This window comes from Curtobacterium sp. VKM Ac-2887 (assembly GCF_015350935.1).
In the GTDB taxonomy this organism is placed as follows: Bacteria; Actinomycetota; Actinomycetes; order Actinomycetales; family Microbacteriaceae; genus Curtobacterium.
Genome location: NZ_JADKSB010000012.1, coordinates 92,932 through 105,791 on the forward strand (window position 1 = coordinate 92,932; position 12,860 = coordinate 105,791).

The window sequence follows — 12,860 nt, forward strand, 5'->3', positions numbered from 1 at the left end:
CCATGGCACGCACGGACGCAGTCGGCCTGCCCGACGGTGAGCGCATCGAGGACGTCGACGTCTCCGAGGAGATGCAGGGCTCCTTCCTCGAGTACGCGTACTCCGTCATCTACTCGCGGGCGCTGCCCGATGCGCGCGACGGCCTGAAGCCCGTCCAGCGGCGCATCCTGTACCAGATGGCCGAGATGGGCCTGCGGCCCGACCGCGGGCACGTCAAGAGCGCCCGCGTCACCGGCGAGGTGATGGGCAAGCTGCACCCGCACGGCGACGGCGCGATCTACGACGCCCTGGTGCGGATGGCGCAGCCGTTCACGATGCGTGTGCCGCTGATCGACGGCCACGGCAACTTCGGGTCGCTCGACGACGGTCCCGCTGCCGCCCGGTACACCGAAGCCCGCCTGGCCGAACCGTCGATGGCGATGACCGAGGGCCTCGGCGAGGACGTCGTCGACTTCGTCCCGAACTACGACAACCAGATCATGCAGCCCGGCGTCCTGCCCGCGGCGTTCCCGAACCTGCTCGTCAACGGCGCGTCGGGCATCGCGGTCGGCATGGCGACGAACATGGCGCCGCACAACCTGGGCGAGGTGGTCGAGGCCGCGAAGCACCTGCTGATGAACCCGCAGGCCACCCTCGAAGAGCTGATGGAGTTCGTGCCGGGGCCGGACCTGCCCTCCGGCGGCACCATCGTCGGGCTCTCCGGGGTCCGCGACGCCTACGCCACCGGGCGCGGCACGTTCCGCACCCGGTCGAAGGTGAGCGTCGAGAACCTGACCCCGCGCAAGGTTGGACTCGTCGTCACCGAGCTGCCGTACCTGGTCGGCCCCGAGCGCGTCATCGAGAAGATCAAGGACGGCGTCCAGTCCAAGAAGCTCGTCGGCATCTCGGACGTCAACGACCTGACCGACCGCAACCACGGGCTCCGACTCGTGATCGGCATCAAGAGCGGGTTCAACCCCACCGCGGTGCTCGAGCAGCTGTACAAGCACACTCCGCTCGAGGACGGCTTCGGCATCAACAACGTCGCGCTCGTCGGCGGGTCGCCGCGCACGCTCGGGCTGCGCGAGCTGCTCGACGTCTACGTGCAGCACCGGCTGTCGGTCGTCATCCGGCGGTCGGAGTACCGGCTCGCGCGTCGTCGCGAGCGGCTGCACCTGGTCGAGGGACTGCTCATCGCGATCCTCGACATCGACGAGGTGATCCAGGTCATCCGCACCTCGGACGACTCCGAGGCCGCGCGGAGCCGTCTCCGCGACGTCTTCGACCTGTCCGAGGTGCAGGCCGAGTACATCCTCGAACTGCGGCTCCGACGCCTGACGAAGTTCTCGCGCATGGAGCTCGAGGCCGAGCGCGACCAGCTCCTCGCCGACATCGCTGCGCTCGAGGAACTCCTGGCGTCCGACGAACGGCTGCGTGCCCAGGTCGCGCTCGAGCTCACCGAGGTCTCCGACAAGTTCGCCACCCCCCGCCGCACCCTGCTCACCGAGGCCGACGCCCCCGTCAAGGGCGGTCGCAAGGCCGCGGTCGACCCGGAGTCGCTCCAGGTCGCCGACTCGCCGTGCCGCGTGCTCCTCTCGACCACCGGACGACTCATCCGCGTCGACATCCCGACGTCCGAACTGAGCATCGTCCGCGTCCCGAAGCGCTCCAAGCACGACGCCGTCCGGTCCGCCGTGGTGAGCACCGTCCGGGGCCAGGTCGGCGCGCTGACCTCGACCGGGCGGGTCCTGCGGCTCTCCCCCGTCGACGTCCCGGCGGTGCCGCCCGCCGCGGTCCGCCTCGACGCCGGCGTACGGGTCACGGACTTCCTGGTGCTCACCAAGGGCGAGACGGTCGTTGCACTCGTCGACCTGTCCGGCGCGTCGTCGGACTCCCTCGCCATCGGCACCGCGCAGGGCGTCGTGAAGCGCGTCGTCCCCGGAGCCTGGCCCGACAAGCCCGAGTTCGTCGCCATCAGCCTGAAGCCCGGCGATGCGGTGGTCGGCGCCGCCCAGGCACCCGAGTCCGACGACCTGGTCTTCATCAGCTCGAACGCCCAGCTCCTGCGCTTCCCCGCGTCGGGCGTCCGTGCCCAGGGCTTGCCGGCCGGCGGTGTCGCGGGCATGGCGCTGGCGTCCGGGTCCTCGGTGATCTGGTTCGGGTCCGTCGCCCGGTCCGACGACGCCGTGGTCGCCACGGTCTCCACGACCTCCACGGCACTGCCGGGCACCGACTCCGGACGCGCGAAGGTCTCCGCCTTGTCCGAGTTCCCCGCCAAAGGCCGGGCGACCCAGGGTGTCCGGGCGCACGCGTTCCTGAAGGGCGAGGACGGGCTCACCGTGGGCTGGGCGGGCATCGCTCCCCCGCACGCGGTCGGGACGGACGGCGCCGCGCGGACCCTGCCCGACTGGCTGTCGAAGCGTGACGGGTCCGGGGCACCGCTCGAGGCCGTCATCGGCTCGATCGGGGGCAGTGCCGCGGCGCTCGACGGCACCGCTGGCGACGCGTAGCGCGCGGCAGCCCCTCCCCGCGAAAGCGACAGTGTCCCGCGAACAGTTCGCGGGACACTGTCGCTTCGGCGGCACGGACCGCGCACGGTGGCGGCACGGTGTCGCTCTGGCGGCACCGAGTCTCGGGCTGAGCGACCGAACTCGGGGCCCGCAGCCCGAGACGAGTCGCTGAGGCCGAGACTCGGCCCAGCGCCGGCGAGACTCGTGCCAGCGCCGCCGCGCGGCTACGCGTCGATGCGGTCGCGGTCCAGACCTTCGCCGGCCAGGATGAACTCCTTGCGCGGGGCGACGTCGTTGCCCATGAGCAGCTCGAACACCTTCGCCGCGCCCTCGGCGTGCGTGATGTTCACCCGCCGCAGGGTCCGGTGCGCGCGGTCCATGGTGGTCTCGGCGAGCTGGTCAGCATCCATCTCGCCCAGGCCCTTGTACCGCTGGATCGGCTCCTGGTACTTCTTGCCGGTCTTCTCGAGCTTCTTCAGCACGGTCTGCAGTTCCTGCTCGGAGTACGTGTACAGCGTGTCGTTCGGCTTGCCGCGGTTCACCACGACGACCCGGTGCAGCGGCGGCACGGCGGCGAACACCCGGCCCTGCTCGATCATCGGTCGCATGTACCGGAAGAACAGGGTCAGCAGCAGCGTGCGGATGTGGGCGCCGTCGACGTCGGCGTCCGACATGATGATGACCTTGCCGTAGCGGGCCTGGTCGATCTCGAACGTCCGGCCGGAGCCGGCGCCGATGACCTGGATGATCGACGCGCACTCGACGTTCGACAGCATGTCCGACACGGACGCCTTCTGCACGTTGAGGATCTTGCCGCGGATCGGCAGCAGCGCCTGGTACTCGCTGTTGCGTGCGAGCTTCGCGGTCCCCAGGGCCGAGTCGCCCTCGACGATGAAGAGCTCGGTGCCCTCGGTCTCCTGCGACCGGCAGTCCGCGAGCTTCGTCGGCAACGAGGAGTTCTCGAGCGCGTTCTTCCGGCGCTGCGTCTCCTTGTGGGCGCGGGCCGAGATGCGGGTCTTCATCTCCGCGACGACCTTCTCGAGCAGGGTCGCCGCCTGGGCCTTCTCGGTGCGTTGCGTCGACGTCAGGATCTCGGTGATGCGCTTCGACACGACCTGGTCGACGATCTTGCGCACCGCCGGCGTGCCGAGGATCTCCTTCGTCTGCCCCTCGAACTGCGGCTCGGGCAGTCGGACGGTCAGCACGGCGGTCATGCCGGCGAGCACGTCGTCCTTGTCGAGCTTGTCCTGCCCGACCTTGAGCTTGCGGGCGTTCGCCTCGACCTGTGCTCGGACGGCCTTGACCAGACCGGACTCGAAGCCGGCCTGGTGTGTGCCGCCCTTCGGCGTGGCGATGATGTTGACGAAGCTGCGGAACACCGTCTCGTAGCCGTCGCCCCACCGCAGCGCGAGGTCCACCTCGCAGGAGCGCTCGACCGAGGTCGACACCATGTGGCCCTTGTCGTCGAGCATCGGGACGGTCTCGGTGAAGGTCCCGGTGCCCTGCACGCGCCAGACGTCGGTGACGGCGGTGTCGGCCGCGAGGTGCTCGACGAACTCGCCGATGCCGCCCTCGTAGCGGAAGCGCTCGACGACCGGGCCGGCCTCGACGGCGGTCCCCGTCGCCTCGGCACGCGCAGCTGCGGCCTCGATCGAGGACACGCGCTCGTCGGTGATCGTGATGCCGAGTCCGGGCACCAGGAACGCCGTCTGCCGTGCCCGGGTGACCAGGTCGTCGGTGCTGAACCGCGCATCGGCGGTGAAGATCTGCCGGTCCGCCCAGTACCGGATCCGGGAGCCCGTGACGCCCTTCTTCACCTTGCCGACCACCCGCAGCTCGCTGCCCGAGGTGAACGGGCTGAACGGGGCGTCCGGACCCATGCCCTTCGCGTCGTCGAACGTGCCGGGCTCGCCGCGGTGGAACGACATGGCGTAGGTCTTGCCGCCGCGGTCGACCTCGACGTCGAGGCGCTCGGACAGCGCGTTGACCACCGAGGCACCGACGCCGTGCAGTCCGCCGGACGCCGCGTACGACCCCGACCCGAACTTGCCGCCGGCGTGCAGCTTGGTGAACACGACCTCGACCCCGGTCAGGCCCGTCTTCGGTTCGACGTCCACCGGGATGCCCCGGGCGGTGTCGCGGACCTCGACCGAACCGTCGGCGTGCAGCACGACGCCGATCTCGTCGCCGTGCCCCGCCAGGGCTTCGTCGACGGAGTTGTCGATGATCTCCCACAGGCAGTGCATGAGCCCACGGGAGTCGGTCGAGCCGATGTACATCCCCGGACGCTTCCGGACCGCCTCGAGCCCTTCGAGGACGGAGAGATGGCGTGCGGAGTAGTCGGAGCTCACCGTCCGATGCTACCGAGCGGCACCGACACCCTCGTCGCGGACACTCGCACTGGGGACAACCGATCCGCGCTCAGCGAAACAGCACTGCACAATGCATCGTTCTCAGGCATCACGTGTTGAAATGGTGCAACCACCCGGCACCACCTGCGATCCGTGAGGAGCACAGCAATGACCCAGACCGTGCAGGACCCCTCCATCGACGAAGTCAGCAACCACCAGCTGACCGCCGCCGACCGTTGCGACAGCTGCGGAGCGCAGGCCTACATCCGAGCCACCATGTCGAGCGGCGAGCTCTTCTTCTGCGCGCACCACGGCGCCGAGTTCAAGGACAAGCTCGCGGCGACCGCCATCGAGTGGCACGACGAGAGCAGCCGACTCTACGAGTCGAAGTAGCGCGCGAAGGCGCGAGCACAGCAAGACGGGAGGCCCGGTGCCAGCTGGCACCGGGCCTCCCGTCTGTCTGTTGCCCGTCTCAGAACGCGCGGAGACGACGAAGGCCGGGTCCCGTCAGGGCCCGGCCTTCGTGAGCGTCACGCGATGCGCTTGAACGCCTTGTCGACGTAGCGATCGACCGTCGCGCGCGCCTCGCGTGCGTAGCGGTCGATGGTCGCCGTCTGCTCCGGGTCCGGCGTGTACTCGCGGCCCACTCGTGCGGCGGCTGCGGCGAGGACACTGTCGGTCAGCTGCGGGTTGAGCGGCAGGATCGGACCCTGCGTGTGCGTGCCGAACGACGTGCCGACGATCGCACCCTCGACCGGGGCGCCCGCCTGGTTGCCGCCGCCGGACACGACGTCGGCGAAGGGGGTGACCCCGGCCGCGAGCTCGATCGTGGTGGCGTGGTCCTCGAAGCCGGCGAGCCGCTTCGACGCACCGGGGAGCAGCGGGTACCGGGTCTCGAGGACGAAGTAGTTGACCCGACGTTCGGCACCGCGGACGGCTCGGGCGTCGAACACGCCGAACCCGGCGAGCGGAGCACCCTCGGTGGGCACGACCTCGTTCGTCGCCAGGTCGAACCCGCCGCCGACGGCGATGACCGGCACGCCGTCACTCGCGAACGAACGGAGCGGCGCAGCGATGCGGGCGACGTCGGCACCGAGTGAACGCATCGCGCTGAGCGGCCCGTTGCCGATGACCACGACGTCGGCCGCGGCGGGCAGGTCGTCGCCGGGCGCGTACTCGAGCACCTCGGTGTCGAGGCCGGCTGCGGCGGCACGGCGGACGAGGGCCGCGACGTTGCCGCGGTCCCCCGAGACGCCCATCTGCCGGGGGTAGACGTGCAGGATGGTCAGCCGGTCGGCCGTCATGCGGTCTTCTCCATGTCCGGGTGGCCGAGGGCCTTGCGGGCGATCATCATGATCTCGTAGTTGACGATGAAGTTCTTCGTCCCGCTGGTCGTCGACCCGAGCTGTTCCATGTGCTTGATCGCGGCCTCGACGTCGGGGTCGACCCGGCCGATGCGGACACCGGCGTGCTCGAGGGCGATCGCGATCTGCCAGGCCTTGTCACCGGAGACGACGTCGACGTGGTCGAGCTTCGAGAAGTCGATGTCGTAGATCCAGGAGATGTCCGGCGTGCCCTCGTCGATCGCCATGAGGACCTGCTCGGGGCGGTCCGGCAGCGCGTCGAGGTTGAGCTGGAGGCTCGCGGCGTTCTTGAACATCGTGAACTCGGCGGACTCGCCGGCGATCGGGAGTCGTTCCCCGCGGCCGTACGCCGGCTTCATCGTGCCGAAGGCCTTCGTGACGGCGTCGGCGCGGAACTGCGTGCCGAGTGCCGCGCTGGCCGTGGCGGTGGCAGCAGCAGCGTCGACCGCGTAGTGCAGGCCGCGTGCGGGCAGGCGCACCGCGATGTCGGCACCGTCGAAGCGGATCGTCGCACCGTCACCGGTGTTCACGACGACCTCTGACTCAGCGGCGTTCGGCTGGGCGTCCTGCCGGTCGAAGTCGTCGGCGTTCTGCAGGCCGTTCGGTGCGGCGGCGACGACCTCGGCGCTCGCACCGAAGCGCAGCACCCGCTGGCCGGCCCGCGCTGCGTAGGCGTCGAGGAACTGGTCGTCGCGGTTCGTGATCACGTTCGCCGTGGACAGTGCCGCGGTGTCGAGCATCATGTCGGCGACGCGCTCGGTCTCGAAGAACCGGTACAGCTGGTCGACCTGCACGTTGAGCATCGTCACCGTGGACGGCGACAGGATGCCGGCGAGCTCGACCGCGAAGGCCTCGTCGACCTCGAGGATGCCGATGTCCGCCTTCAGGCGACCGGTCAGCGACACCTCGGACAGCAACGCCGACGCGATGCCCTGCGGCAGGTTCGCCCCGGACGGGTTCGTGAAGACGCGGAGCCCGTGCGCCCGGACGATGTCCGAGATCATGTGCGTGGTCGTCGACTTGCCGTTCGAGCCGAGCACGAAGACGACGCCGTTCGGGAACTGCTTCGTCACGTGCTGCAGGAAGTCCGGCACGAGCTTGAGCACGATGAAGCCGGGGTACGCGGATCCCCCGCCCCGCGCTCTGGCGAGGGCACGGAGGATCCGCCCGATCAGGATCGGGATGAAGAACCGCATCGGCCTACTCGAGGTAGTCGCGCAGCGACTGCGACCGCGACGGGTGGCGGAGCTTCGCCATCGTCTTGGACTCGATCTGACGGATGCGCTCACGCGTCACGCCGAACGTGTCACCGATCTGGTCGAGGGTCTTCGGCTGGCCGTCACCGAGGCCGAAGCGCATGCGGATGACGCCCGCTTCACGCTCGGACAGGGAGTCGAGCAGGCTCTCGAGCTGCTTCTGCAGCATGGTGAAGCCCACCGCGTCGGCCGGCACGACCGCCTCGGTGTCCTCGATGAGGTCACCGAACTCGGAGTCGCCGTCCTCGCCCAGGGGCGTGTGCAGGGAGATCGGCTCGCGGCCGTACTTCTGCACCTCGACGACCTTCTCCGGGGTCATGTCGAGCTCGCGGGCGAGCTCTTCCGGAGTGGGTTCGCGGCCGAGGTCCTGCAGCATCTGGCGCTGGACACGAGCGAGCTTGTTGATGACCTCGACCATGTGCACCGGGATGCGGATGGTGCGGGCCTGGTCGGCCATGGCGCGGGTGATCGCCTGGCGGATCCACCACGTCGCGTAGGTCGAGAACTTGAAGCCCTTGGTGTAGTCGAACTTCTCGACCGCACGGATCAGGCCCAGGTTGCCCTCCTGGATGAGGTCCAGGAACTGCATGCCACGGCCGGTGTAGCGCTTGGCGAGCGACACCACGAGGCGGAGGTTCGCGCCGAGCAGGTGCGACTTGGCGCGCTGTCCGTCGCGGGCGACCCAGCGCAGCTCACGCTCGGCCGGCTTGGTCAGCCCGGTCGAGTGCTGCAGCTTGTCCTCGGCGAACAGGCCGGCCTCGATGCGCATCGCGAGCTCGACCTCCTGCTCGGCGTTGAGCAGGGCGACCTTGCCGATCTGCTTGAGGTAGTCCTTCACCGGGTCGGCGGTCGCACCCGTGATGGTCGTGGAGTAGACGGGGGCTTCGTCGTCGTCGGTCTGCGAGATGACGAGCGCGCCAGCGGCGACCGCAGCGGCGGCGTCGGGCTTGATCGCCTTGTCGTCGGTGTCCTCGACGTCCTCGGTCGGCTCGTCGGTGGCTTCGTTCGCCTCGTCGACGGGGTCGACCTTCTTCGCCTTCGGGGCGGCCTTCTTGGCCGGGGCCTTCTTGGCGGGGGCCTTGGTGGCGCGCTTCTTCGGCGCGGCGGTTCCCTCGGCGTCCGTGGCGTCCTCTGCCACAGCACCTTCGGGCTGAGTGTCCTTCGTGGGATCGATCGTCGTGCTCCGGGCAGCCATGCGATCACCTCTCTCGTCGTGCCACGTTCGTGGGGTCGTGGCCTCCCTCGCCGCCCAGGGCCCGAGCCGCAGTCCCCCGCGTCGTCGAGTCCTACCGTTCCGGGCAGCACTAAGACCCATGTCAAGTCCCCCGGGTTGATCGGCGCTCCGAAGTGCTCCGACAGGATGGGGGTCCTGAGTGGGTCCGTGATCATTATTGCACGTGCCGCTTCCGCAGGCGCGCAACGAGTGCAACCCAGAGCGGTCCGACGCGTATTCCCTCCTCCGCGTGGAGCACCCGGCGCGTGCGGTGCCGGGCGTGCAGCAGCATCGCGACACCGAACCCGACCACCACGTACTGCACCGTGAGGGCCACGCGGAAGTTGTCCCAGGCGAACACGGTCTCACCGGTGACGCGGGACATCACGTCGAGCAGCAGCCCGATCAGGTACATCATCACGAAGGCCGCCAGGAACCCCCCGACGTTGACGACGCCGTTCGCGGACCCGAGGGAACCGACGGGGTTGAACGTCCGGGCGAAGTCGAACCCGATCAGCGAACCGGGGCCGCCGATGCCCATCGCCACGACGAGGAGCACGAGCAGCCAGGTCGGCGGGTGGCCGGGCCAGAGCAGGATCGCGGTCCACACCACGGCGAGCAGCACGACCACGCCGAGCACGAGGTTCGATCGGCGCATCGGGAACCGCGCGCACAACAGCCCGAGCAGCGGCCCGGCGACGAAGCCCACGGCGACGATGATCGTCAGGAAGCCGGCGGCCTCGGCGGGGCTGTACCCGAGCCCGCGGAGCATCGGGACGCCCCACAGCAGCGAGAACACCGTGCCGGACGACTGCGTCACGTAGTGGGACCAGAACCCGAGCTGCGTGCCCGGTCGACGCAACGCGTGCCCGAACGTCCGGAACGCGGCGCCCCACGAGTGCGGCAGCGGGATCGTCCCGGTCCGCACGACCACGGGGCCGTTGCGGACGAAGACGAACGCCAGGACGAGCCCGACGGCACTCGCGGCGGCGGCGACCCCGAACGCAGGCGTCCACCCCGCCGCGTGCAGGAGCACCGCGAACGGGAACGCCGACAGGATCTGGCCGATCTGCCCGAGGTTGCCCGTCCACTGCGAGATCTGCGGCAGGACCCGGCCACTGAACCACATCGGCACCAGGCGGATCACCGAGATGAACGTCATCGCGTCGCCGGCACCCACGAGCACCCGGCCCGCGATCGCCGGGCCGACCGTCGGCGAGACGGCCACGACGGCCTGGCCGACCACGAGCAGCGCGGCGCCGAGCAGGACGAGCTTGCGCGGCCCCACCCGGTCGAGCGCGACGCCCACCGGGATCTGGAGTCCGGCGTACACGGCGATCTGCACGACCGCGAGCGTGGACAACACCGCCGCCGAGACGGCGAACCGGTCCTGCGCGTCCACCCCGGACACCCCGAGCGAGGACCGCTGCACCACCGCGAGGACGTAGGCGAGCACCGCGATGCCCCAGATCAGGTAGGCGCGACGGGAGTTCACCCCGACAGGCTACCGATCCGGCGGAGCCGGATACGCGACGTGTGTCGCCGACGCAGGTGACGTCCTGGTCGCGACCGGACGACCGACGGGAGGGACGGTGCGGGCCCGCCCCGGGCCTCCAGGCCGCCGTTCCGGACCGTTCAGGGCCCGACCCGGCTACTCGCCGCCGTCACCCTGGGTGCGACGATCCGCCAGGAAGCGCTCGAGCTCGGCCGCGATCGCGTCCGCGGTCGGCACCTCGCCGTCGACGTCCGTGAGCGGCGACGCGACCGGGTTGCCCTCCATGTACGTGTCGTGCCGCTCCTCGAGCACACCGACGAGTCGCTGCAGCTCGGCGTTGCCGGCGACCTGCTCCTCGACCCGGGTGAGGAACTCGCGACCCGCCTCGCGCAGGGCGTCCGTCGGGAAGATGAGGCCGGTGGCCGCGGCGATGCCGGACAGGGCCGCGACGGCCGCGTCCGGGAACTCGGTGTCCGACAGGTAGTGCGGGACGAGCAGGACGAGCCCGGTGACCTGCGCGCCGGAGGTCGCGAGCCGGTGCTCGACGAGGTGCAGGACGTTCGCCGGCGCCTGGGTCTCGGGCTTCCAGACGCTCATCTGCTCGACGAGGTCGGCGCGGGTGCCGGAGACGGTCAGGCTGATCGGGCGGGTGTGCGGGACCGGCATCGGGATCGACTGCACCCAGGTGGTGTCCGCGACCTGGAGCTGGGCGGCGAGGCCGGTGACGGCGTCCACGAACCGGTTCCACTGGAAGTCCGGCTCGTACCCGGACAGGAACAGGAACGGCTGGCCGATCTCGTCGCGCACGAGGTGCAGCGCCAGCCGGGGCGGCTCGACGGCGGCGATGTGGTCGTGCTCGAAGGTGATGACGGGCCGGCGTGCACGCCAGTCGAGCAGCACGTCGGGGTCGAACTCGGCGACGAGCTGGGTGTCGAGGTCCGCGAGCACCGACGTCGTGACCTGGGCAACGGCCGAACCGGCGTCCGCGAAGCCGGTGAGCCCGGCGACCAGGTGCAGCCCGGCCGGGACGGTCGGGGCGGCCTCGTCGAACGTGTAGAGCTCCTCGGGGTGGTTCACCGTCCCCATGCTAGGCGGGGCCACCGACGCCCCCGCGCGGGACGGCCACGCCGACAGCGAACAGTGCGTGGATAGGGTTGGAGCATGGTCCGACCGACGCTCTCCACCGACTCCTCCGCCCCCTCCTCGATCTCCGCCGACGTCCTCGTGGTCGGCGTCCGGCCCGGTGCCGACGGTGCCCCCGCGACGATCGCCCAGCCGGCCACGACACCGTTCTCCGCGCTCGACGACCTCGACCTCGCGGCGATCGGCGCGACGGGCGCCAAGGACCAGCTCGTGCGCATCCCGGCCGTCGGCGTCGACGCCGCGAGCATCGCGCTCATCGGGCTCGGCACCGGGACCGACGCCGCCGCGTACCGCTCGGCCGCCGGCAGTGCCGTCCGCCAGCTGCCGCACGCCGCGTCGATCGCCCTCGCGCTGCCGACCGACACCGACGCACTCGTCGAGGCAGCGCTCGAGGGCGCCGCGCTCGGCGCCTACGCCTTCACGCGGCACAAGGGTGCCGGCACGACCGGGCCGGCGCGTGGCGACCAGCGCGTGACGGTCCTCGCGCCGTCCGCCGCGACGGACGCCGCAGTCCGTCCGGCGATCCTGGCCGACGCCGCGTCGCTGGTCCGCGACCTCGTGAACACCGCCGCCGGCGACCTGGGACCACAGGACGTCGCCGACGTGGCGACCGGGCTCGCCTCGGACCTCCCGCTCACCGTCGAGGTCCTCGACGAGCAGGCACTCGAGGAGCAGGGCTTCGGCGGCATCCTCGGCGTCGGCCGTGGTTCGGCGCGTCCCCCGCGCCTGGTCGTCGTCCGCTACGCACCGGAGTCCGCCACGAAGCACCTCGCCCTCGTCGGCAAGGGCATCACGTTCGACTCGGGCGGGCTCTCGCTCAAGCCGGCGGCGTCGATGCTCGGCATGAAGACCGACATGACCGGCGCCGCGACGGTGCTCGCCGCGACCGTCGCCGCCGCACGCCTGGGCCTCGACGTGCGCGTCACCGCCTGGCTCGCACTCGCCGAGAACATGCCGTCGGGCACGGCGACCCGCCCGGGTGACGTCCTCACGCTCAAGAACGGCAAGACCGTCGAGGTCACGAACACCGACGCCGAGGGCCGCCTGGTGCTCGGTGACGGCATGGCCGCCGCCTCGCTCGAGCAGCCCGACGCGATCGTCGACGTCGCCACCCTGACCGGCGCCCAGGTCGTCGCGCTCGGTGACCGCACCACCGGCCTGATGGGCAGCGACGACCTCGTCGCGAAGCTCCGCGCCGTGGCCGAGGGTGTGTCGGAGCCGATCTGGCCGATGCCCCTGCCCGAGGAACTCGACGCCCGGCTCGCCAGCGACGTCGCCGACATGGTCAACGCCACGGTCGGCAACCCGGCCGGCGGCATGCTGCTCGCCGGCAAGTTCCTGGAGCGCTTCGTCGGCGAGGGCATCCCGTGGGCGCACCTCGACATCGCCGGCCCGTCCGAGCACAAGGGCGGCGGCTACGGGTGGCTCGGCAAGGGCGCGACGGGTGTGATGGTCCGGACGCTCATCGCGCTCGCAGAAGACCTCCAGTCCGAGTAGTAGGTTTGGTACCGGTGGGACGGGGCATCGACGCGCCTCCCACCGGTACTGC

9 protein-coding genes are annotated in these 12,860 nt (G+C 70.7%); 3 read left to right on the top strand and 6 right to left on the bottom strand.

All coding sequences use genetic code 11. The features are described 5' to 3' along the window. Nucleotides 1-2: 2 nt before the first annotated feature. A complete protein-coding gene (locus tag ITJ69_RS14470) occupies nt 3-2,489 on the top strand; it encodes a DNA gyrase/topoisomerase IV subunit A (RefSeq protein WP_194673107.1) in 2,487 nt (828 codons plus the stop codon). 224 nt (nt 2,490-2,713) lie between these two features. Here ITJ69_RS14470 and ITJ69_RS14475 read toward each other — a convergent pair whose 3' ends face one another. After that, nucleotides 2,714-4,840: a DNA gyrase/topoisomerase IV subunit B gene (locus tag ITJ69_RS14475; protein WP_194673108.1), complete on the bottom strand. Its 2,127-nt coding sequence runs from the start codon at nt 4,838-4,840 to the stop codon at nt 2,714-2,716. A 168-nt stretch (nt 4,841-5,008) separates the two neighbouring features. Here ITJ69_RS14475 and ITJ69_RS14480 point away from each other — a divergent pair, with 168 nt between their 5' ends. Next, entirely contained in the window at nt 5,009-5,233 is a 225-nt protein-coding gene (locus ITJ69_RS14480) for a hypothetical protein (RefSeq protein WP_071255055.1), read from the top strand. A gap of 137 nt (nt 5,234-5,370) precedes the next feature. On the opposite strand, the gene ITJ69_RS14485 is transcribed toward ITJ69_RS14480, so the two are convergent. The 5 genes from ITJ69_RS14485 to ITJ69_RS14505 all read right to left on the bottom strand — a co-directional run bounded on the left by ITJ69_RS14485 (nt 5,371) and on the right by ITJ69_RS14505 (nt 11,254). Further along, a complete protein-coding gene (locus tag ITJ69_RS14485; RefSeq protein WP_194673109.1) occupies nt 5,371-6,144 on the bottom strand; it encodes a type 1 glutamine amidotransferase in 774 nt (257 codons plus the stop codon). Beyond that, a complete protein-coding gene (locus ITJ69_RS14490) occupies nt 6,141-7,400 on the bottom strand; it encodes a MurT ligase domain-containing protein (protein ID WP_123292682.1) in 1,260 nt (419 codons plus the stop codon). The genes ITJ69_RS14485 and ITJ69_RS14490 overlap by 4 nt, the downstream gene beginning before the upstream one ends. Before the next feature lie 4 nt (nt 7,401-7,404). Next, entirely contained in the window at nt 7,405-8,655 is a 1,251-nt protein-coding gene (locus ITJ69_RS14495; RefSeq protein WP_123292681.1) for an RNA polymerase sigma factor, read from the bottom strand. A 193-nt stretch (nt 8,656-8,848) separates the two neighbouring features. Beyond that, nucleotides 8,849-10,168, bottom strand: coding sequence for an MFS transporter (locus ITJ69_RS14500; protein WP_194673110.1), 1,320 nt, complete (start codon nt 10,166-10,168; stop codon nt 8,849-8,851). Between the two features lie 156 nt (nt 10,169-10,324). Then, entirely contained in the window at nt 10,325-11,254 is a 930-nt protein-coding gene (locus ITJ69_RS14505) for a proteasome assembly chaperone family protein (protein ID WP_194673111.1), read from the bottom strand. 75 nt (nt 11,255-11,329) lie between these two features. Here ITJ69_RS14505 and ITJ69_RS14510 point away from each other — a divergent pair, with 75 nt between their 5' ends. Next, the gene (locus ITJ69_RS14510) at nt 11,330-12,808 is read left to right on the top strand and encodes a leucyl aminopeptidase (RefSeq protein ID WP_194673112.1); all 1,479 of its coding nucleotides are present in this window, start codon (nt 11,330-11,332) and stop codon (nt 12,806-12,808) included. Nucleotides 12,809-12,860: the final 52 nt, after the last annotated feature.